Genomic DNA, 19,654 nt, shown 5'->3' on the forward strand with positions numbered 1-19,654 from the left:
TCAGAGCTCTTTGCTGAAGGTGCGGAGGAATTCCTGAATGGTTTCCTCGTTGCGTTTGAAAAAATGCCACTGGCCGACTTTACGGCTGCTGATCAGGCCGGCGCGTTGCAGGGTCGCCAGATGGGCGGAAACGGTGGACTGCGATAAACCGCAACGTTGATCGATCTGCCCAGCGCAGACGCCGTGCTCGTTGCTGTGGGATTGGTCGGGGAATTCGACGGTCGGGTCTTTGAGCCAGTGCAGGATTTCTCGCCGTACCGGGTGCGCCAGGGCTTTTATTATTTCGTCGAGGTCAATGGTGGACATGGCAGTGCTCGGGTTGGGTAAAACGTTATATCGCGATGAGGCGAACTTTAAATCGGTATTTCGCGATATACCAATATGATTTTGATCTGATGACAGCCTAAATCGGTATATCGGGTTATAACGATATTGAGGGCGCAGTGCTAAGCTACGCGGCATGAACTATCTCGCACATCTTCATCTCGGTGGCCAGCGCCCCGGTCAAATGCTCGGCAGTTTGTATGGCGATTTCGTCAAGGGTCGGCTGCAAGGGCAGTTCAATCCGGAGATCGAAGCGGCCATTCAGCTGCATCGCAGCATCGACGTGTTTACCGACCGCCATCCGTTGGTCGACCTGGCGTTGTCGCGCTTTACGCTGACGCGACGGCGTTATGCCGGGATCGTGCTCGATGTGTTTTTCGACCATTGCCTGGCGCGGGACTGGAGGCTTTACGCGGACCAGCCGCTGGAGCAGTTCACTTCGGATGTGTACCGGGTGCTGGCTGCCGAACCGCAGTTGCCAGGGCGACTCGCGCAGATTGCCCCGCACATGGAGGCGAATGACTGGCTTGGCTCTTATCGGGAGTTTGCGGTGCTGGACCAGGTGCTGCGGGGGATTTCACGGCGCCTGTCACGGCCTGAAGAACTGGCTGCAGCGATGGAGGAATTGCGGCGGCTGTATGAGCCGTTGAGCGAGGACTTTCGGTTGTTCTATCCGCAGCTTCAGTTTTTTGCACAAGACCATCTGGAGCGCCTGAGTCCGTATCCGTAGGAGCAAAGCTTGCTCGCGATCGATGCGCCGCGGTTTTTCTGAACCACCGCGTCATCGTTCATCGCGAGCAAGCTTTGCTCCTACGGGATTGGGTCGGGATCGGGATCATGCGGCAATCAGTTCGCCAGCGCGTCGTGGTTCCGCAGGTTTTGCCACGTCGCCAAACAACGCCTTCTGCACCGCTTGTTGCGCCGCAAACGCCAGCGCCGCGCGTTCCTGACCGTGGCAGGCAATCGGTTTGAGCAGATGGATCTCGACGTCGCCCTGATCGTTGGCGAACAAGCGCATCAAGTGCGAGAGCAAGTCGTCATCACCAATGAACGGGGCGAGCGGGTCGATCTGGCCGTCGCGCAGATAACGAACGGCCACCGGTTGCAGCGCCACGTCCGCGTCGATGGCAGCCGACAGCAAGCGACCATGAAAGGTGCGCAACGAACGGCCATCGGTGGTGGTGCCTTCCGGGAACATCAGCAACGGATGGGCTTGCTCCAGGTGGCGGCTCATCTGCTTGCGGATCAGTTGGCTGTCACCCGAACCTCGACGAATGAATAGGCTGCCAGCCTTGGCCGCGAGCCAGCCGGCGACCGGCCAGGTACGCACTTCGGCCTTGGACAGGAAGGACAAGGGCGTGAGCATGCCCAGTAGCGGAATGTCGGTCCAGGACACATGGTTACTGACCCAGAGCATCGGCTTTTGCGGCAGTTCACCGTGAACCGTCACGCGAAAGGGCAGGGCGTTACTCAGACGGGTCATGAAAAAACGCGACCAGCGTTGGCGCCGCACCATCGAGTTGGCCACCCCCATGCGTTCGAACAGCCCGAACACGCTGGCCATGCTCAAGCCCAGCGCGACCACCAGCAGCACTCGCGCGATCCGCGCGTACACCCGCAGCCGGCTCATCAGACTGCCGCCTTGAAGTGTTTGGCGTAACGCGGGCACAGTTCGTCACGCTTGAGCAGGATGAACACGTCGGCGACCTGGAAGTCTTCGTCCCAGCACGGCTCACCGCAGATCTTCGCGCCCAGGCGCATGTAGGCCTTGAGCAGTGGCGGCATTTCGGCGATCACGTTGGACGGGATGTCGAGGGCCGGCAACGGTTTCTTCGGTTCGGCGCGCAGGTGCTCGGTGCACAGATAGCGTTCACGCAAGCGTTGCATGATCGCCTGGGCCTGAATGCCGCCGTCTTGCATCGGGATGCTCGCGCAGCCCATCAGGTAGCTGTAGCCGCCCTGATTCAGCACTTCGGCCAACTCGCCCCAGAGCACGGCGATGGTGCCGCCGTTGCGGTAGGCCGGGTCGACGCAGGTGCGACCGATCTCCAGGATCGGCCCTTGCAGATGGACCAGGCCGTGCAGGCTGAATTCTTCTTCGCTGTAAAAACGCCCCAGGCTGCTGGCGGCCTGATGGTCGAGCAAACGCGTGGTTGCTACCAGGCGTCCGCTATTCAAATCACGCACGCCAATGTGGGCGCAGTGAACATCATAGTCATCCATGTCCAGACCCAACTCTGCGCCTTTGAGCTTGGCGTTGAACTCGCCACTGAAAACGTTGAAGCGCAGGGCCTGGGCTTCCTGCAACGCCTCGGCGCCGATCAGGCGTTCGGCTTGCAGGCGGCGTTCATTGCCGGTGTCGCTGATGCGGGCGATCTGAGTCATTGCGAATCTCCGTACGGGCTGCTCACCCGTCTTGGGTTGCAGTCGATCGACTTTGTTGTGCAAAGTCAGGCTATGTAGCCCCGGTGTCATCGCCATGAAGCTTTGGTGATGCTTGTGTGACAGCCCCCAGAGGATCCGTTTATGCCTTGGCAAGCCTTGTTGAACTGTAACCAGCGCCAGCCCGAAAACCCCGACCTTGCGGAGGGGTATGCGACGTTGCTGCAGGTATTGGGTGCGGTGACACCGTTCGAATTGGCGGTGCACGGCGGGCGGATGATGGCAACGCCGGGGTTGGCTTTTCTGGTGGGATACCAGGCGGCGTTGCGTATGTTGTGGCCCAGCGCACCGCCGAGCCTGGGGGCATTGTGTGCGACTGAGCAGCGCAGCCTGCGCCCGGCAGACCTGCAAACCCGGCTCAAGGATTTGCGTTTGAGCGGGCGCAAGGATTTCGTGACCGCCGGTGATGCGGCGGACTGGCTGTTGATCGCCGCACGCAGCGAAGAGCAGGGCGAGTCAGCGCGTTTGAGTCTGGCGGTGGTGTATCCCGGCGAACCCGGCGTACGGGTTGAAAAGCTGCCGGCCATTGCCTTGATGCCGGACATCAGTCACGGCCGGCTGTTTCTCGACAACGCGCTGTGTGAGCTGCTCGCTGGAGATGGCTGGGACGCGTACGTCAAACCGTTCCGCACCCTGGAAGACATCTATGTACTCAGCGCAATGAGTGCCTGGCTGTACGGTGTCGGTCAGGACAGCGCCTGGCCGCAAGACCTTCAATTGAAGTTGCTGGCACTGTTGGCCGGGTGTGCGGAAGTCAGCCGCCAACCGCCGAACAGTAGCGCCGGGCATGTGTTGCTGGGCGGGTTGTTTGCGCAGTTCGATGGGCTCAAGCCAGTGCTCAATGAAGCCTTTGCCGCCGGACCGCCACACTGGGCGGCGTTGTGGACGCGCGATCAGGCGGTGCTCGATCTGGCGGCGGGGGCGCGGGCCAAGCGGTTGGCCAAGGCGTTGGCGGGATCTGACTAGCGCCCCAGCGTGCGTGCTTTTGTAGCAGCTGAGTAGTTGCTGGTTGGGTACTTACATTCGAAACCGTCATCTGCCTCGACTACGCTCAGAGGGTTAATCCCTCTGAGTGCCTACCGTGTTCAAACGCCTGACTCTGCTGTTCATGTTGCTGGCCAGCCTTCCGGTTCTGGCGGAAAACTGGCCTGCCGAGCAATGGTCACCCGGCCCGAAAATCAGTGGTCCGGCGCTTCAGGCCCTGGAAGATTACGCCTTTGCACCGCGCGACGACGGCAGCCGCACAGGCGTTCGTACCGATGCCTTGTTGGTGATTCGTGACGGGCAATTGATCTACGAACGCTACGCCGGCCCAACCACAGCCGAGACACCGCACCTGACCTGGTCCGTCAGTAAAAGCCTGATGGCCACGGTGTTGGGCGTGGCCTATGGCGAAGGTTTGTTCAAATTGCAGGACCCGGCCGTGAAGTTTTATCCACCCTTGCAGGGCCATCCGAATGTATCCATCGCGGATCTGCTGCATTGGGCCTCAGGGCTGGACTGGCAGGAAACCTATGAATATGCACCGCTGAATTCTTCGATAGTGGCGATGCTCTACACCCATGGACGCCAGGACATCGCCGCGTTTGCTGCCGGCCATGATGAGTTCGGCCCGCCGGGGCAGGCGTTTCGTTATTCCAGCGGTGACAGCAATCTATTGTCCGCAACGCTGAAGACCATGGTCGGTGCGCAGCGCTATGCCGACTATCCATGGACTGCGTTGTTTGGCCCCCTGGGGATTCGCAGTGCGGTTTGGGAGACCGATGCCACGGGGACGTTTGTTGCCTCGTCCTATGCCTATATGACTGCGCGCGATCTGGCGCGGATCGGCCTGTTGATGCAGCGCGACGGTCGCTGGGGTAACCGGCAGTTGCTGCCAAAGGACTGGGTCGAGTTCAACCGCCAACCGTTCATGCGCTTCAAGGCCAATCAGGATGAAGCCGTTCCCGGCGGGCATTGGTGGCTCAATCGGGCGGTCGGCGGCGCCGAAAGACCCTGGGAAGACGCACCCGATGACACCTTTGCCGCACTCGGCCATTGGGGGCAGGCGCTGTACGTGGTGCCCAGCGAGAACCTGGTGATCGTGCGCTATGGCGATGATCGCGACGGCAGTTACCGGCACAACGAATTGCTCAGGCTGGCACTGGCGGCATTTGCGCAGAAGGTGCAGCCATGAATCCTGGAATTATTCTTCGTCGACCACGGCTCAGCATGCTGCTGTTGTTGAGTGTCGTGCTGCTCGGCTGGATTTGGCAGGAACGGGTCGCTTTGTGGGCATTTCCCGACATCATCAGCGCCTACACCGCCAAGGAATATTGCTCGTGCCGGTATGTCGAGAACAACCCGGCGGATTATTGCCAGGGCTATGTGACGCAGTACGTGCCCGTCAGCAGTTTTCTCGATGACGCTCCCAACAAACGCGTGACGGTCAGCGGCATGGGACGCAGTCATATCGCCGCGTGGCTCGGGGCTCGTCAGGGGTGTCGGTTGAACCCATAGAGGCGGTCTTTTGCCTTGCGCGGTTTGCAAGCGCGTTCACTCAGGCTAAGGTTCGGCTCAGGTTTACTTGCCCATGAGTGTTTATGTTCAAGCGGTTTTGCTGCACAGCCCTGGCCTTGCTGCCGTTGGCTTTCGTTACCTCGCCAGCCCACGCCGACTGGTATCTGGACGGTGAGTCTTCACGTCTGTCGTTTATCTCCACCAAGAACGCCAACCTCTCCGAAGTTCAGCGCTTTCTGGTGCTGCATGGCAAGGTCGATGCCAACGGCCAGGCGCAAGTGCAGGTCGAACTGGAGTCGATCAACAGCGGCATTCCGCTGCGCGATGAGCGCATGCGCAAAGAGCTGTTCGAGATCAAGACGTTCCCTGAAGCGCTGATCAGCACGCAGATCGATCTGCGGCCGATCAAGGATCTGGCCCCCGGTGCGCAACTCGAATTGCGTTTGCCACTGACGGTCAGCCTTCACGGCAAAGAGCACGCGTACAACGCCGAGTTGCTGGCGACACGCCTCGATGATCGGCGCTTTCAAGTGGTGACCCTGGAACCGCTGGTCATTAAAGCGGAGGATTTCGATTTGCTGCCAGGGCTGGAAACCCTGCGCACAGTCGCCGGCCTGTCGGCCATCAGTTCGTCGGTGCCGGTGGGTGCGGTGCTGATTTTCACGGCGCGCTGACATGAGCGGTGCAGTGTTTCCCTGGCGCGACGGCAATCGCTATGAGCTGTTGATCGACGGGCCGCAGTTTTTTCCACGGATGCTGGCGGCGATTGCCGCTGCGCAGGAACAGGTCGAACTGGAGCTGTACCTGGTGGAAGCGGGCGCCTGTGCCGAGGCGATGGTGCAGGCGCTGGTGCGAGCTGCCGAGCGCGGCGTGCGCGTGCGTTGCCTGTTCGATGACTATGGCAGCCTGGCATTCACCCTGAGTCTGCGGCGACGCCTGATCGAGGCCGGCGTGGAGCTGCGTTTCTACAATCGCCTGAGCTGGCGGCGCTGGGTGCGCAACCTTTACCGTGACCACCGCAAGTTGCTGTTGGTCGATCAGTCGCTGGCGGTGGTCGGCGGCACGGGCGTCACCGACGAGTTCTGGACCCCAGGTTGCGAAACCAGCGAGTGGCATGAAGTGATGGTGGAAATCGGCGGCCCGCTGGTGCTCGACTGGCAGTTGCTGTTCGACCGCCAATGGATCGCCAACCGCCACCGCCGCGCCTGGAAACCTGCCTCCCATTTCGGTTTGCCGCGTCTGCCACGGGTGCCGCCGATGGGTGAAGGCATGGGGCGGGTAGCGTATGCCGACGCCCGGCAACATCGGGACATCCTGCAATCGCTGTTTCGTGCACTGAACAGCGGTCAGCAGCGAATCTGGCTGGCCACGCCTTACTTCCTGCCGACCTGGAAAGTCCGCCGCTCGCTGCGCAAGGCTGCTGCACGGGGCATCGATGTGCGCCTGCTGCTGACCGGGCCGCGCACCGATCATCCGTCGGTGCGCTACGCCGGGCATCGTTATTACCCGCGCTTGCTCAAGTCCGGGGTGAAGATCTTCGAGTACCAGCCGTGTTTCCTGCACCTGAAAATGGTCCTGATCGATGACTGGGTGAGCATTGGCTCATGCAATTTCGATCACTGGAATCTGCGCTTCAACCTGGAGGCCAACCTCGAAGCCCTCGATCCGACGTTGAGCCTGGCAGTGGCGGCGAGTTTCGAGAGGGACTTTGCCCTGAGTCATAGGGTCAGTCTTGAGGAATGGCAACGCCGACCGTTGTGGCGACGGATCAAGCAGCGGGTGTGGGGATGGGTGGATCGGATGGTGGTGAATCTGCTGGATCGGCGGGGATAGCCGGTTACGTGGAACTGTGGCGAGGGGGCTTGCCCCCGTTTGGCTGCGTAGCAGCCATAAAACCTGCAAACTCATTCTCAGGACAGAACGAGTTTGCAGGTCTTAGGACCGCTTCGCGGTCCAACGGGGGCAAGCCCCCTCGCCACAGGAGCTCGCCAGATTTCAGGGGGGTTAAAGCAACTCAAAGCTCTGCTGCGTCACGTCCTCGGAATCGAGGCCGATCTGCACGTTGAACTTGCCAGGTTCTGCTGCATATTTGAGCTGGGCGTTGTAGAACTTCAGGTCGTCCTCGTCGATGGTGAAGTGGATGACTTTCTGTTCGCCGGCCTTGAGCATCACTTTCTGGAAGTTTTTCAGTTCCTTGAGCGGGCGAATCATCGAACCGACCACGTCCTGAATATACAGCTGCACCACGGTTTCGCCGTCGCGCTTGCCGGTGTTTTTAACGGTCACGCTGGCGTCGATCTTGCCGGACTTGTTCAGCGTGGTCGACGACAGGGCCATGTCCGACAGGCTGAAGCTGGTGTAGCTCAGACCGTAGCCGAATGGAAACAGAGGACCGGTGGTGTCATCGAAATACTGCGAGGTGTAGTTGCCCGGTTTGCCAGGGGTGAATGGGCGACCGATGCTCAGGTGGTTGTAGTAGGTCGGAATCTGCCCCACCGAACGCGGGATGCTGATCGGCAGCTTGCCGGACGGGTTGTAGTCGCCGAACAGCACGTCGGCAATGGCGTTGCCGCCTTCGGTACCGGTGAACCAGGTTTCGAGAATCGCGTCAGCCTGGTCCTTCTCGTCGAGAATGGTCAGCGGACGGCCGTTCATCAGCACCAGCACCAACGGTTTGCCGGTGGCTTTCAGGGCCTTGATCAGGTCGCGCTGGTTGGCCGGGATGTTCAGATCGGTACGGCTCGACGATTCGTGGGACATGCCACGGGATTCTCCGACTGCCGCCACCACCACATCAGCCTGCTGCGCGGCTTTCACCGCTTCGTCAATCATGACCTGCGCCGAACGCGGGTCATTCACCACTTCCGGGGCATCGAAGTTGAGGAAGTTCAGGTAATCGAGGACTTTCTTGTCCTCAGTGATGTTGGCGCCACGGACGTAAGTCAGCTTGGTCTGATCACCCAGGGCACGGGTCATGCCGTCGAGCAACGTTACCGACTGTTCCGGTTTACCGGCGGCAGCCCAGCTGCCCATCATGTCGATCGGTGCCTTGGCCAGCGGGCCGACCAGAACGATTTTCGCAGTCTTCTTCAGCGGCAGGGTTTCGTTCTGGTTCTTCAGCAACACCATGCTGCGACGTGCAACGTCACGGGCCTCGGCGCGGTGCAGACGGTTTTCGGCGTAGGTGTCGGCCGGATCATCCTCGGCCTTGCCGATACGCAGGTACGGGTCCTTGAACAGGCCCATGTCGTACTTGGCACCCAGCACTTCACGCACGGCGTTGTCGATGTCGCTTTGCTGGATCTCGCCGGACTTCAGCAGCCCTGGCAATTCCTTGCCATACAGGGTGTCGTTCATGCTCATGTCGATGCCGGCCTTGATCGCCAGCTTCGCCGCTTCACGCCCGTCGCGGGCCACGCCGTGCTTGATCAGCTCGAAGATCGCCCCGTGGTCGCTGACCGCCAGGCCCTTGAAGCCCCACTCCTTGCGCAGCAGGTCCTGCATCAGCCACATGTTCGCGGTGGCCGGAATGCCGTTGATCGAGTTCAGCGCAACCATCACCCCACCGGCGCCGGCATCAATCGCGGCGCGGTACGGTGGCAGGTAGTCCTGGTACATCTTCACCGGGCTCATGTCGACGGTGTTGTAGTCGCGACCGCCTTCGACCGCGCCGTACAGGGCGAAGTGCTTGACGCTGGCCATGATGCTGTCGGCCGCGCTCGGGGTCTCGCCCTGATAGGCCTTGACCATCACTTTGGCGATGCGCGAGACCAGATAAGTGTCTTCGCCGAAACCTTCGGAGGTGCGGCCCCAACGCGGGTCGCGGGAGATGTCGACCATCGGCGCGAAGGTGATGTCGAGGCTGTCGGCCGCGGCTTCCTTGGCGGCAATGCGCCCGCTACGGCCAATTGCGTCCATGTCCCAGCTCGAGGCCAGGGCCAGGGGGATAGGGAAAATGGTCCGGTGGCCGTGGATCACGTCATAGGCGAAGAACATCGGGATCTTCAACCGGCTGTGCATGGCCGCGTCCTGCATCGGACGGTTTTCCGGGCGCGTGATCGAGTTGAAGGTACCGCCGATGTTGCCGGCGGCGATTTCCTTGCGGATCAGCTCGCGGGGCATTTCCGGGCCGATGCTGATCAGGCGCAATTGGCCGATCTTTTCTTCCAGGGTCATCTGCTTCATCAGGTTGCTGATGAAAGCGTCCTTGTTTTCAATCGGTGCAGGCGTTGTGTCGGCCCATACCGAGTGACTGGCCAGGCCGATGGCAAGGCCCAGCAAACACAGCTTCTTCATGAATAGTGATCTCAAAAGCCTAAACGGACGCAGTGGTTACGCGCCGGTCAGCCAAAAATTAGGGGGCGTCTGTTGTTGTTCGACTAAATGCCGCAAACTTCTAAACTCTTTCAGCGCTGGGCATCTTTTAGCCGATTGGCCCGATGCAATCCAGTGGCGGCGGCAGATTATGCCCCAAGAGTTCGAGTTGAAGGCGCGCAGGAATATTTCCAGGGTAATGGGCAAGGGAGCATCACTCGCATGAATGTACAACAGCGCTATCGTTCGGGCTGGCAAATAGCAGTATTGATGGTGCTCAGCACGGTTCTGGCCGGCTGTGGCATCAACACCATACCGACCCTCGACGAGCAGGCCAAGGCGGCCTGGTCGCAAGTGCAGAACCAGTACCAGCGTCGCGCCGACCTGATCCCCAATCTGGTGGAAACGGTCAGGGGTTACGCCAAACATGAAGAGGAGACCCTGACGGCGGTGGTCGAAGCGCGGGCCAAGGCGACCTCGATTCAGGTCGATGCCAGCACCCTCGACAACCCGGAAAAACTCAAACAGTTCCAGCAGGCCCAGGATCAGCTCAGTGGCGCCCTCAGCCGTTTGATGGTGGTGTCCGAGCGTTATCCGGACCTGAAGGCCAACCAGAACTTCCTGGCGCTGCAATCGCAACTTGAAGGCACCGAAAACCGCATCGCCGTGGCGCGCCGGGATTTCATCCTGGCGGTGCAGAACTACAACACCGAACTGCGGACGTTCCCTGGCCGTTTGTGGCACAGCGTGCTGTACAGCGACCTGCCGTTGCGCGACACCTTCGAGGCCACCAGCCCGGGTGCCGACAAGGCGCCGCAAGTGAAGTTCTGATCAGCGCAGGTTCCCGGCGGGTTTTCAATTCTGTCGGGATACCACCCCATGAATCATGAGGAAAGAGCCATGAGGCATGAGCCATTAGGGATGAGGTGCCAATGCGCGTTTTGAAAATCAGCCTGGTGGTGATGCTTTGGATCTTTGCCATCACCACTCAGGCCGAGCTGAAGTTTCCGGCGCTGACCGGTCGGGTGGTGGATAACGCCCAGATGATCGAGCCTGCGGTGCGCGAGCAACTGACTCAGCAGCTCCTGGCCCACGAACAAGCCACCGGCGAGCAGTTGGTGGTGGTGACGCTGCCGGACCTGCAAGGCACCAGCATCGATGACTATGGTTATCAGCTGGGGCGTTACTGGGGCATCGGTCAGAAGGGCAAGAACAACGGCGCCTTGCTGATCGTCGCTCGCGCCGAGCGCAAGCTGCGGATCGAAGTCGGGTATGGCCTGGAGGATCGGCTGACCGATGCGCAAAGTTCGGTGATCATCAATCAGGTGATCACTCCGGCGTTCAAGTCCGGCAATTTCAGCAAAGGCATCAGTGACGGCGTTGCCGCGATGCTGGTGGTACTGGGCGGCAGCCCACTGGATGAACCGTCGACGATATATGATTCGGGCGGAGATCAGGGCAGCGACTTTATCGGGCGTCATCCGACAGTATTCGTGTTATTGGCGGTGCTGTTTATCCTGACGATTTCTATCATGCAGATGCTCGGTATCCTGCCCCGTGGCGGCGGTCGCGGAGGTTCCGGCGGGTTTGGCGGCGGAGGCTTTGGCGGCGGTTTGGGAGGGGGCGGCGGCAGTTTCGGGGGCGGCGGTTCGTCGGGCGGCTGGTGATAACAATAATGAGCGAGCATTCAAAACCATGGCATTACTGACGGAACACGAACAGCGCAAAGTCGCCGAGGCCATCGCGCGTGTCGAGCGCGACACCGACGCTGAACTGGTCACCGTGCTCGCGGCCCGGGCCGACGACTACGCGTACATCCCGCTGCTCTGGGCCAGCCTGCTGGCGTTGATCGTGCCGGGCATCGTGCACTACGTTACCGGCTGGCTGAACATGCACAGCTTGCTGCTGGTGCAGTGGGTGAGTTTTATCGTGCTGTGCCTGGTGTTCCGGATTCCGTCGATCACCACCCACCTGATCCCGCGGTCGGTGCGCCACTGGCGCGCCTCGAACCTGGCGCGTCGGCAGTTTCTGGAGCAAAACCTGCACCACACCGTCGGCGGCACCGGCGTGCTGATTTTCGTCTGTGAAGCCGAGCGCTATGTGGAGATTCTGGTGGACGAAGGGATTTCCAGGCGGCTGCCTGCCAAAAGCTGGGATCCGATCGTCGCAGCCTTCACCCGGCAGGTGAAACAGGGCCAGACGTTGCAGGGCTTTGTCACCTGCATCGAGGCCTGTGGCGAGTTGCTCAAGGTGCATGTGCCGGTGACGCAGGCGCGCAATGAGTTGCCGAACCGGTTGGTGGTGTTGGGCTGAAGCTGGTTCTGGGATTTAGAACCGGGAACTATGTGGCGAGGGAGCTTGCTCCCGCTGGGGCGCGAAGCGGCCCTAAAACCAGCAAACAGGGGCCATCAGGTAATCGCGGTTGCCTGTCTTGCGGCTGCTTCGCAACCGAGCGGGAGCAAGCTCCCTCGCCACAGGATGTGCACCGTTCGTAAATAACTGCGTGTCCCGACGCGCCATCCCCCCTAAAATACCGGTCATTCCCCGATCCGCACCGCCCGAGGCGCTTTTTACATGTCTGTTACCGCAACTCCCGCCAGCCTCACGCCGGATCATCACGCGCAATTTATCGACCTGCTGAGCACCAGCCTGGCGCAGAACGCCTTCATCAAACTGGTGCTGGCCAAGTACGTCGGCGCTGAAGTCGACTTGCAGCGAATCATCATCAAGCAACTGACGGTCAAGGATCAGCCGTGCCTGTCCTTCGTCTATCGCTACAAGACGCGTGACATCACCAAGAATTTTTCGATCGAAGAGGGCATCGCGACGATTGCTGCGCTGTTGCCGCAGGACTTCAAGAACGCTCACCTGCTGGCGCTGACCGATGAAGCCCAGCTCGAATACAGCAAGAAGGGCAAGAGCTCGCTGTTCAAGAGCAAACCCCAGCAACTGCGCGAAGTGCCGTCCGCCGAGCACAACCGTGAGAAGAACCGCTTCCTCGACCTGACCCGACCGTTTCTCGCGGATCTCGGTGTAACGAACAGCAAGCACGAGCTGATTCCGGCGATGTCGCGCAAGTGGAAGCAGATCAACAAGTTCATCGAAGTCTTCAGCCATGCGCTGACATCTTCACCGCTGGCGCTGGATAAACCGGTACGGGTGGCGGACTTCGGTTCAGGCAAGGGTTACCTGACCTTCGCCATTCACGATTACCTGCGCAACACCTTGCACGCCGAAGGCGTGGTCACCGGTGTCGAGTTGCGCGAAGACATGGTCAATCTGTGCAACACCGCTGCGGCGCGCCTTGAACATCCGGGGCTGGTGTTCAAATGTGGTGATGTGCGTAGCGTGGCACCGAGCGAGCTGGACGTGATGATCGCCCTGCATGCCTGTGACATTGCCACCGACTATGCGATCCACACCGGCATCCGCTCCGGTGCGGCAATCATCATGTGCTCGCCGTGCTGCCATAAGCAGATCCGCCTGCAAATCCAGAGCCCGGCGCTGCTCAAGCCGATGCTGCAATACGGTTTGCACCTCGGTCAGCAGGCGGAAATGGTCACCGACAGCCTGCGGGCGTTGTTCCTCGAGGCCTGCGGGTATGAAACCAAGGTCTTCGAGTTCATCTCCCTGGACCACACCAACAAGAACAAGATGATCCTGGCAGTCAAACGTGCGGAGCCGGTGGACCCGGCCCAGCTGTTGGTGAAAATCCAGGAGCTCAAGGCGTTCTACCACATCAGCGAGCATTGTCTGGAAACGCTGCTGCGAGCCGATGGGCTGCTTATTTGAACGGCTTGATCTGAATACCCGCCGGTAACGTACCCGGTTGCGCCGGGCGCACTGCCGTCTTGCGCCCGAGCATCACGGTGACAATCACCCCGACCGCAAACAGCCAGGTAATCGGTTCGATGTGTTCGCCAAAGAACAGCGCCGAGAAGGCGATGGTGAAGAAGATCTGCAGCAACTGGATCTGACTGACCCGGGCGATGCCACCCATCGCCAGCCCGGCGTACCAGGCGAAGAAGCCGATGAACTGCGAGAACAGCGACACGTAACCGAAGGCCCACCAGGTTTTCGCCGAAATCTCGCCTTGGTGTTGCAGCGCCAGATACGTCACCGGGCCGATCAACAGCGGTGTCGACAGCACCAGCGCCCAGCAGATCACCTGCCAGCCGCCCATCTCCTTGGCCAACCGGCCACCTTCGGCATAACCCAGACCACCGATGGCAATCGCCCCGAGCATCAACAGATCACCGGCCTGGATGCTGCCGGCACCGCTGATCAAGGCGTAACCCAGAACCAACGCGCTGCCCAATGCGGCACAGGCCCAGAAGGCTTTCGACGGTCGCTCATGGGACAACCACGCTGCATACAGCGCTACGCACAAGGGCTGCAAACCGTTGACCAGTGCGCCATGAGACGCCGGCAGTGTTTGCATCGCCCAGGCCGAGAGTACCGGGAAACCTAGAATTACTCCGGCAATCACCAGCGTCAGGCCTTTGATCTGTTTCCAGGTCGGCCATTTCTCCCGCCGCCAGAGCAGCAACAACGCCGCCGGAATCGCCGCGAACAACGCTCGGCCCAGGCCATTGAGCAGCGGATGGACTTCTTGCACCACGATCCGGGTGAAGGGCAGGGTCAGGCTGAAGATGACGACGCCGAGCAGGCCCAGCGCCATGCCGGTGTTTTCGCGGGAGGACATAACGGTAACCAGAATTCGAAAGTGGCGGGAGAGCGTTCATCTAGCCATAAACCTGGAGCGCAGCGCTGCTACAGCTAGGCACAGAGTGACACGTACAGTTTTGAAGCAACCGCAAATCCTGTGGCGAGGGGGCTTGCCCCCGTCGGCCGGTCCGCGTTCGGGTGAAGCAGCCGTAAACAGATTGACGCGGTTTGTCTGAAAGAAAACGGTGTAGGGGTTGAGGGCGCGCTGCGCGCCCCAACGGGGGCAAGCCCCCTCGCCACAAAGGCATCTGCGTGCTACAGGGAGTGCGCTGCTTTACGTAGTAGTTGGTTATTACCCGCCTCGCTGGATTCGGACTACCTTGAATACTCCTTCCTGCCCAATTTTTACCAGAGGAGTCATCCCCATGGCCGCGAAAAAAATTCTGATGCTGGTCGGCGATTATGTCGAAGACTACGAAGTGATGGTGCCGTTTCAGGCACTGCTGATGGTCGGTCACACAGTGCACGCGGTCTGCCCGGACAAAACCGCCGGGCAGACCGTGCGCACCGCGATCCATGACTTCGAAGGCGATCAGACCTACAGTGAGAAACCCGGTCACCTGTTCGCGCTGAACTTCGACTTCGCCAAGGTCGATGCGGCGGACTACGACGCGTTGCTGGTGCCGGGTGGGCGGGCGCCGGAATACCTGCGCCTGAACGAAAAAGTCCTGCAACTGGTGCAAGCTTTCGACAAGGCCGGCAAACCGATTGCGGCGGTCTGCCATGGTGCGCAATTGTTGGCGGCGGCGGGGATTCTTGAAGGTCGCGAATGCAGCGCTTATCCGGCCTGTGCGCCAGAAGTGCGTTTGGCCGGTGGCACGTTCATCGATATCCCGGTGACGCAAGGCCACGTTCAGGGCAATCTGGCGACGGCTCCAGCCTGGCCGGCACACCCGAGCTGGCTGGCCGGTTTCCTTGGTCTGCTGGGCACCAAAATCACTTTGTAAGCGGAGGCCTGCGCATGTGCGAGCTGTACGTCAAAGCCGACCCGATCCTCTACGAGTCACGCTCGCGCTCGCTGCGCATCTGCGGGGTGGTGACCACGCTGCGGCTGGAGAACCAGTTCTGGGACATCCTCAGCGAGATCGCCGAAGTCGATGGCATGACCACCAACCAGTTGATCGCCAAGCTCTACGAAGAGGTGATGGACTACCGGGGCGAAGTGGTGAACTTCGCCTCGTTTCTGCGGGTCAGTTGCACGCGTTACCTGAGCCAGCGCCGGGTGACGACGCCGGAGTTGTCGGTGGTGCGCGCGGTGGTGAAGTAAGTGGGTTTGTATTGATCTTGAGGGCCCCATCGCGGGCAAGCCTTGCTCCTGCGCGGTGCGCACAAACGCTATTGAACCGTAGGAGCAAGGCTTGCCCGCGATGAGGCCGGTACAGGCGACAGAAACCCCGACCTGGTCTTTACTCTGAAGCGCGAACCTCTCAATCGCCAAGGAGAACGAGCATGTCCGGATGGTACGAGTTGAGCAAAAGCATCACTGGCCAGTTTCGCTTTGTGCTGAAGGCGGCCAACGCCGAGACCATTCTCACCAGCGAGCTGTACACCACACGCAGCGCCGCCGATGACGGCATCGCCTCGGTTCAGGCCAATAGCCCACTGGATGAACGCTACGAGAAAAAAACCACCAAGGATGGCCATCCTTACTTCAATCTCACGGCTGCCAATCATCAGATCATCGGCAGCAGTGAAGCCTACTCTTCAGACACCGCACTGGAAAAAGGCATCGCCAGCGTCAAGGCCAACGGGCCGACCAAGGTGATCAAGGACAAGACGCTGCCGGTGTTTTAAAGGCTGCTGATGATCGTTCCCATGCTCTGCGTGGGAATGCAGCCCGTGACGCTCGTTTCTGTTTGTCCATGAAGGCCAGGTCGAAGTCGACTTCATGAGCGAACGGGTGATTTTGAACCGTGGCGATGCGCTGCACTTCAACGCGCAAAAACCACATCGCCTGCGCTCGGTGGGCGAGGTGCAGGCGCAGCTGCTGGTGCTGCATAGCGGCGAGGAGTGAGCTGGAGCTGCAAGTTCTGACTTGAGAGCACAGCTTTTGTGGCGAGGGAGCTTGCTCCCGCTGGGGTGCGAAGCAGCCCCGAAATCAGCAACACGATTGCGTCAGACACACCGCGCATTCTGGTTTGCGGCCGCTGCGCGACCGAGCGGGAGCAAGCTCCCTCGCCACAGGTGTCAGCGTTCGACCGGCACACTCAGTGTTGGGCTACCCAACGCATGGCTCTTCGAATCAAAAAACCTCAGCGCCACACCGGTCCCTTCAAACACCTTCGCGTAATGCCGCTTCTGGCTCTGGATGAACGCCGCGCTGCGCGGGTAAATCGAGATCGCCACGGTTTTCGGTTGTGCCTGGCGCAGCGCATGCACGATGTGAGCGTCCTGCTTGCCCAGGCTGTGGCCGAAGATGCACAGCGCGTCGCTTTGCTTGAGTAACTGGTCGTAGCAGAACGACAGGTAATCCGAACTGCGGATGGTCTTGAGCTTGTCTTCAGAGCTGCCTTCGCTGACGAACAGCGGCACGTCGTCCAGCGTCTTGATCGTGTTGTTGATCGCAAAACTGCCCAGCAGCGTGCCTTCGGTCGAGGTCAGTTTGCGCGCGGTGCCGTCCTGGTTGCGCACCAGGTGCAGGCCGCCGTGCAAGTAGAGCAGGCGGGTTTTATCCGCGGTGCTGGCACTCAGGTCGAAGCTCGGCTCGGTACCGTGAAACAGGTCGCTGATGGTATTGGGTTGGTGCTGGATCGCCCAGTAATTGAGCAAGTCGTAGTTGGTGGTGAACACCGTTGGATAGGTGCTCAATTCCTGATTGATTGCCGCCAGGCTTGACGGCTGTACCAGACGCCACGGGATGTGCACCGCGTGCACGGTGTTGATCAGCGCTTCCTTGATCGCGTAGTAGCGATTGCGCGGCGCGGCGGAGCTCACGGCCAGGGCCTTGTTGACCCGGCTGGTGGTTTTCAGTGCACCCAGCACTTGCTCGAAACTGCGGGTTTGCATTGCGTCGAACACGCTCAGTTCGGACTGGCTCAACGGCTTTTCTTCGACCGTGCGGGCGTTCTCGAACAGCGAGTCGTAACCAAAGTCATCCCACACCGCACGGCTGGCGCCGTTGCCCACCAGCAGGCCGCTGAACGGGGTGGTTGCGCGCAACGCATTCCAGTCTTCTAGTCGGGCATCAAATTCCTGGAAATCGGTCATCGCGTCGGTCATCTCAAGCGGGGGGAGTGCAGGGCGCAGACTTTATCACGACCGGGTGTTGAGCCAGATCAAGATGCGCGGTAACGGATGGGTCGATCCTTTGGGCCTCCGCTGAATCGGGGTTGCCGGTTCGGCCCTATCGAAGAGGATTGGTGATGACCAGCACGTTTTTCATTCCTGCCGTGAACATCATGGGCACCGGTTGCCTCGACGAAGCCATGAATGCCATTCGCAACTATGGATTTCGCAAGGCCTTGATCGTGACGGACGCAGGATTGGCCAAGGCTGGCGTGGCAGGGTTGATCGCTGAAAAACTGGCGATGCAGGACATCGACTCGGTGATTTTCGACGGTGCCAAACCGAACCCGAGCATCGCCAACGTCGAGAGCGGCCTGGAACTGCTGCAGCGCAGCCAGTGCGATTGCGTGATTTCCCTGGGCGGCGGCTCGCCCCACGATTGCGCCAAAGGCATTGCGTTGTGCGCCACCAACGGCGGCAAGATCGCCGATTACGAAGGCGTCGACCGATCAGCCAAGCCGCAATTGCCGCTGATTGCGATCAACACCACCGCCGGCACTGCCAGCGAGATGACCCGTTTCTGCATCATCACCGACGAATCGCGCCACGTGAAAATGGCCATCGTCGACCGCAACGTCACGCCGCTGCTGTCGGTCAACGACCCGGCGCTGATGGCGGCGATGCCCAAGGGCCTGACCGCCGCAACCGGCATGGACGCCTTGACCCACGCCATCGAAGCCTACGTTTCCACGGCCGCCAACCCGATCACCGACGCCTGCGCACTGAAAGCCATCGAGCTGATCAGCCGCAACCTGCGCCTGGCCGTGCACGACGGCAGCGACATGATCGCCCGGGAAAACATGGCGTATGCGCAGTTCCTCGCCGGTATGGCATTCAACAATGCTTCGTTGGGGTTTGTGCACGCGATGGCGCACCAGTTGGGCGGCTTTTATGATTTGCCCCACGGCGTGTGCAACGCGGTACTGCTGCCGCACGTACAAAGCTTCAACGCCGCAGTCTGCGCCGAACGCCTTGCGGTAGTGGCGCAGGCTCTGGGTGCCGACACCCTCGGTGTCAGTCCGGAAGAGGGCGCCCAAGCGGCCATCGTGGCGATCCGCGCGTTGGCCAGGGATGTCGAGATTCCCGGCGGTTTGCGCGACCTCGGCGCCAAGCTGCAAGACATTCCGATCCTTGCCGCCAACGCCTTGAAAGATGCCTGTGGCCTGACCAATCCACGGGCGGCAGATCAGCGGCAGATCGAGGAGATCTTTCGCAGCGCGTTTTGAACTGCTGTATCGAACGGGTTGAATCGGCAGACCGGGCGGGCGATAGTGCAGGGCTGATCTTTTATCGATTGATGACATTCGCAAGGAACAGGGAATGACCTTGAAATACAGCTGGTTGGGATGTGTGGCAATGAGTGGTGCGCTGGGTGCGACCCAGGCATATGCCGAGTGTGTAACACCGCCATTGCCCGAGGGTGTACCGGGTTATTCGGTGTGCAAGGATTGGCCGGCCTACAGCGGCCAGACCATCACTGCACTGTCGCAGATTGAACCGGACTCGACTCATAGCGATGAGCCTGACGGCATGGGTATGTACGACTTGAAGCTGGCGGTGGTGTCCAACGTTGATGGCAAGCCGCTGGCCCACTATTCCAAAGCCTCGGTGTTCAGCTCCGATGCCATCCGGTTCGATGGGCTGAGCATCGATACCGCGCGCTACAAACTCACCTCCGATCTGCGAGCGTTCGGCGTGCGGGCAGGTTTCACTGGCTCGTCGCGGGCCAATCCTTTCGGCGAGTCCCAACTGTCGCTGTATGTTCGCGAAGGCAACACGCTGCGCCCGGTACTGGAGCAACTGGTGATCGAATCCGCTAGCGGTGAGTGGGATACCAACTGTGCGGGCGAGTTCTCGAACATCAAACGCACTCTGGATATAGCCAAAACCAGCAGCCACGGCTTTGCCGACCTGATCGTTAAATCGGTGACCACCGGCTCGCAAGACTCGGTGAAAAATGGCGAATGCGAATCCAAAGATACAGTGGGGAAAACGGTACTGACGACGCTGCGGTATGACGGTCAGCGGTATGTTGTTCCGAAAGAGTTAAAAGGGCTCTGAA

21 protein-coding genes and 1 pseudogene are annotated in these 19,654 nt (G+C 60.3%); 16 read left to right on the plus strand and 6 right to left on the minus strand.

Annotation, left to right across the window (positions count from 1 at the left end):
• A complete protein-coding gene (locus AABM55_RS06935) occupies window positions 1–306 on the minus strand; it encodes a helix-turn-helix transcriptional regulator (RefSeq protein ID WP_054596057.1) in 306 nt (101 codons plus the stop codon).
• 154 nt (window positions 307–460) lie between these two features.
• On the opposite strand from AABM55_RS06935, the gene AABM55_RS06940 reads away from it, so the two are divergent.
• Window positions 461–1,054, plus strand: a complete 594-nt coding sequence (locus AABM55_RS06940) for an ACP phosphodiesterase (RefSeq protein WP_347929151.1) — start codon at window positions 461–463, stop codon at window positions 1,052–1,054.
• A 105-nt stretch (window positions 1,055–1,159) separates the two neighbouring features.
• On the opposite strand, the gene AABM55_RS06945 is transcribed toward AABM55_RS06940, so the two are convergent.
• Window positions 1,160–1,954, minus strand: a complete 795-nt coding sequence (locus tag AABM55_RS06945; RefSeq protein ID WP_054596059.1) for a lysophospholipid acyltransferase family protein — start codon at window positions 1,952–1,954, stop codon at window positions 1,160–1,162.
• Window positions 1,954–2,709, minus strand: coding sequence for an L-ornithine N(alpha)-acyltransferase (olsB, locus tag AABM55_RS06950; protein ID WP_054596060.1), 756 nt, complete (start codon window positions 2,707–2,709; stop codon window positions 1,954–1,956). Before olsB ends, AABM55_RS06945 begins: the two co-directional genes overlap by 1 nt.
• A 141-nt stretch (window positions 2,710–2,850) precedes the next feature.
• Here olsB and AABM55_RS06955 point away from each other — a divergent pair, with 141 nt between their 5' ends.
• From AABM55_RS06955 to AABM55_RS06975, 5 genes are all read left to right on the plus strand, one after another.
• Window positions 2,851–3,732: an acyl-CoA dehydrogenase family protein gene (locus AABM55_RS06955; protein ID WP_347929152.1), complete on the plus strand. Its 882-nt coding sequence runs from the start codon at window positions 2,851–2,853 to the stop codon at window positions 3,730–3,732.
• Between the two features lie 115 nt (window positions 3,733–3,847).
• Window positions 3,848–4,942, plus strand: a complete 1,095-nt coding sequence (locus AABM55_RS06960) for a serine hydrolase (protein WP_347929153.1) — start codon at window positions 3,848–3,850, stop codon at window positions 4,940–4,942.
• Window positions 4,939–5,265 (plus strand): amidase, encoded by a 327-nt coding sequence (locus tag AABM55_RS06965; protein WP_347929154.1) that lies wholly within the window; start codon window positions 4,939–4,941, stop codon window positions 5,263–5,265. The genes AABM55_RS06960 and AABM55_RS06965 overlap by 4 nt, the downstream gene beginning before the upstream one ends.
• An 83-nt stretch (window positions 5,266–5,348) precedes the next feature.
• Window positions 5,349–5,939, plus strand: a complete 591-nt coding sequence (locus AABM55_RS06970) for a YceI family protein (RefSeq protein WP_347929155.1) — start codon at window positions 5,349–5,351, stop codon at window positions 5,937–5,939.
• A gap of 1 nt (window position 5,940) precedes the next feature.
• Complete coding sequence (locus AABM55_RS06975) at window positions 5,941–7,098, plus strand: phosphatidylserine/phosphatidylglycerophosphate/cardiolipin synthase family protein (protein WP_347929156.1); 1,158 nt, start codon at window positions 5,941–5,943, stop codon at window positions 7,096–7,098.
• Between the two features lie 171 nt (window positions 7,099–7,269).
• Here AABM55_RS06975 and bglX read toward each other — a convergent pair whose 3' ends face one another.
• Window positions 7,270–9,561 (minus strand): beta-glucosidase BglX, encoded by a 2,292-nt coding sequence (gene bglX, locus AABM55_RS06980; RefSeq protein ID WP_054596066.1) that lies wholly within the window; start codon window positions 9,559–9,561, stop codon window positions 7,270–7,272.
• A 240-nt stretch (window positions 9,562–9,801) separates the two neighbouring features.
• Between bglX and AABM55_RS06985 the strand changes: the two genes are divergently transcribed.
• The 4 genes from AABM55_RS06985 (at window position 9,802) to AABM55_RS07000 (ending at window position 13,371) form a co-directional block, all read left to right on the plus strand.
• Window positions 9,802–10,410, plus strand: coding sequence for a LemA family protein (locus AABM55_RS06985; RefSeq protein ID WP_054596067.1), 609 nt, complete (start codon window positions 9,802–9,804; stop codon window positions 10,408–10,410).
• A 101-nt stretch (window positions 10,411–10,511) separates the two neighbouring features.
• The gene (locus tag AABM55_RS06990) at window positions 10,512–11,246 is read left to right on the plus strand and encodes a TPM domain-containing protein (protein WP_347929157.1); all 735 of its coding nucleotides are present in this window, start codon (window positions 10,512–10,514) and stop codon (window positions 11,244–11,246) included.
• 28 nt (window positions 11,247–11,274) lie between these two features.
• A complete protein-coding gene (locus tag AABM55_RS06995) occupies window positions 11,275–11,892 on the plus strand; it encodes a TPM domain-containing protein (protein WP_054596069.1) in 618 nt (205 codons plus the stop codon).
• Between the two features lie 261 nt (window positions 11,893–12,153).
• A complete protein-coding gene (locus tag AABM55_RS07000; RefSeq protein WP_347929158.1) occupies window positions 12,154–13,371 on the plus strand; it encodes an SAM-dependent methyltransferase in 1,218 nt (405 codons plus the stop codon).
• Here the strand turns inward: AABM55_RS07000 and AABM55_RS07005 are convergent.
• Window positions 13,364–14,284 (minus strand): DMT family transporter, encoded by a 921-nt coding sequence (locus AABM55_RS07005; RefSeq protein ID WP_347929159.1) that lies wholly within the window; start codon window positions 14,282–14,284, stop codon window positions 13,364–13,366. The two genes, AABM55_RS07000 and AABM55_RS07005, sit on opposite strands and share 8 nt — an antisense overlap.
• Before the next feature lie 388 nt (window positions 14,285–14,672).
• Between AABM55_RS07005 and AABM55_RS07010 the strand changes: the two genes are divergently transcribed.
• From AABM55_RS07010 to AABM55_RS07025, 4 genes and pseudogenes are all read left to right on the plus strand, one after another.
• On the plus strand, window positions 14,673–15,254 hold the full coding sequence (locus AABM55_RS07010; RefSeq protein WP_054596072.1) for a DJ-1/PfpI family protein: 582 nt from the start codon (window positions 14,673–14,675) through the stop codon (window positions 15,252–15,254).
• Window positions 15,255–15,268: 14 nt separating this feature from the next.
• Window positions 15,269–15,574 carry a ribbon-helix-helix domain-containing protein gene (locus AABM55_RS07015; RefSeq protein WP_054596073.1) on the plus strand — a complete coding sequence of 102 codons (306 nt, stop codon included), beginning with the start codon at window positions 15,269–15,271 and terminating at the stop codon, window positions 15,572–15,574.
• A gap of 182 nt (window positions 15,575–15,756) precedes the next feature.
• On the plus strand, window positions 15,757–16,101 hold the full coding sequence (locus AABM55_RS07020) for a YegP family protein (RefSeq protein ID WP_054596074.1): 345 nt from the start codon (window positions 15,757–15,759) through the stop codon (window positions 16,099–16,101).
• Between the two features lie 55 nt (window positions 16,102–16,156).
• Window positions 16,157–16,321: pseudogene (locus AABM55_RS07025) on the plus strand (cupin domain-containing protein); the annotation flags it as partial.
• Window positions 16,322–16,494: 173 nt separating this feature from the next.
• On the opposite strand, the gene AABM55_RS07030 reads toward AABM55_RS07025, so the two are convergent.
• On the minus strand, window positions 16,495–17,514 hold the full coding sequence (locus AABM55_RS07030) for a DUF4917 family protein (RefSeq protein WP_347929160.1): 1,020 nt from the start codon (window positions 17,512–17,514) through the stop codon (window positions 16,495–16,497).
• Between the two features lie 155 nt (window positions 17,515–17,669).
• Here AABM55_RS07030 and yiaY point away from each other — a divergent pair, with 155 nt between their 5' ends.
• Together yiaY and AABM55_RS07040 are read left to right on the plus strand one after the other, a co-directional pair.
• Window positions 17,670–18,818, plus strand: coding sequence for an L-threonine dehydrogenase (gene yiaY, locus AABM55_RS07035; protein ID WP_347929161.1), 1,149 nt, complete (start codon window positions 17,670–17,672; stop codon window positions 18,816–18,818).
• Window positions 18,819–18,912: 94 nt separating this feature from the next.
• Window positions 18,913–19,653: a hypothetical protein gene (locus tag AABM55_RS07040; protein ID WP_103318806.1), complete on the plus strand. Its 741-nt coding sequence runs from the start codon at window positions 18,913–18,915 to the stop codon at window positions 19,651–19,653.
• The last annotated feature ends 1 nt before the right edge of the window (window position 19,654 follow it).

The sequence above is a fragment of the Pseudomonas helvetica genome (assembly GCF_039908645.1).
Lineage (GTDB): Bacteria > Pseudomonadota > Gammaproteobacteria > Pseudomonadales > Pseudomonadaceae > Aquipseudomonas > Aquipseudomonas helvetica.

Excerpts from the sequence above, each read along its gene's own strand:
- AABM55_RS06935 (WP_054596057.1), bottom strand. The coding sequence starts at position 306 with ATGTCCACCATTGACCTCGACGAAATAATAAAAGCCCTGGCGCACCCG.
- AABM55_RS06940 (WP_347929151.1), top strand. The coding sequence starts at position 461 with ATGAACTATCTCGCACATCTTCATCTCGGTGGCCAGCGCCCCGGTCAA.
- AABM55_RS06945 (WP_054596059.1), bottom strand. The coding sequence starts at position 1,954 with ATGAGCCGGCTGCGGGTGTACGCGCGGATCGCGCGAGTGCTGCTGGTG.
- olsB (WP_054596060.1), bottom strand. The coding sequence starts at position 2,709 with ATGACTCAGATCGCCCGCATCAGCGACACCGGCAATGAACGCCGCCTG.
- AABM55_RS06955 (WP_347929152.1), top strand. The coding sequence starts at position 2,851 with ATGCCTTGGCAAGCCTTGTTGAACTGTAACCAGCGCCAGCCCGAAAAC.
- AABM55_RS06965 (WP_347929154.1), top strand. The coding sequence starts at position 4,939 with ATGAATCCTGGAATTATTCTTCGTCGACCACGGCTCAGCATGCTGCTG.
- AABM55_RS06970 (WP_347929155.1), top strand. The coding sequence starts at position 5,349 with ATGTTCAAGCGGTTTTGCTGCACAGCCCTGGCCTTGCTGCCGTTGGCT.
- AABM55_RS06975 (WP_347929156.1), top strand. The coding sequence starts at position 5,941 with ATGAGCGGTGCAGTGTTTCCCTGGCGCGACGGCAATCGCTATGAGCTG.
- bglX (WP_054596066.1), bottom strand. The coding sequence starts at position 9,561 with ATGAAGAAGCTGTGTTTGCTGGGCCTTGCCATCGGCCTGGCCAGTCAC.
- AABM55_RS06985 (WP_054596067.1), top strand. The coding sequence starts at position 9,802 with ATGAATGTACAACAGCGCTATCGTTCGGGCTGGCAAATAGCAGTATTG.
- AABM55_RS06990 (WP_347929157.1), top strand. The coding sequence starts at position 10,512 with ATGCGCGTTTTGAAAATCAGCCTGGTGGTGATGCTTTGGATCTTTGCC.
- AABM55_RS06995 (WP_054596069.1), top strand. The coding sequence starts at position 11,275 with ATGGCATTACTGACGGAACACGAACAGCGCAAAGTCGCCGAGGCCATC.
- AABM55_RS07000 (WP_347929158.1), top strand. The coding sequence starts at position 12,154 with ATGTCTGTTACCGCAACTCCCGCCAGCCTCACGCCGGATCATCACGCG.
- AABM55_RS07005 (WP_347929159.1), bottom strand. The coding sequence starts at position 14,284 with ATGTCCTCCCGCGAAAACACCGGCATGGCGCTGGGCCTGCTCGGCGTC.
- AABM55_RS07010 (WP_054596072.1), top strand. The coding sequence starts at position 14,673 with ATGGCCGCGAAAAAAATTCTGATGCTGGTCGGCGATTATGTCGAAGAC.
- AABM55_RS07015 (WP_054596073.1), top strand. The coding sequence starts at position 15,269 with ATGTGCGAGCTGTACGTCAAAGCCGACCCGATCCTCTACGAGTCACGC.
- AABM55_RS07020 (WP_054596074.1), top strand. The coding sequence starts at position 15,757 with ATGTCCGGATGGTACGAGTTGAGCAAAAGCATCACTGGCCAGTTTCGC.
- AABM55_RS07030 (WP_347929160.1), bottom strand. The coding sequence starts at position 17,514 with ATGACCGATTTCCAGGAATTTGATGCCCGACTAGAAGACTGGAATGCG.
- yiaY (WP_347929161.1), top strand. The coding sequence starts at position 17,670 with ATGACCAGCACGTTTTTCATTCCTGCCGTGAACATCATGGGCACCGGT.
- AABM55_RS07040 (WP_103318806.1), top strand. The coding sequence starts at position 18,913 with ATGACCTTGAAATACAGCTGGTTGGGATGTGTGGCAATGAGTGGTGCG.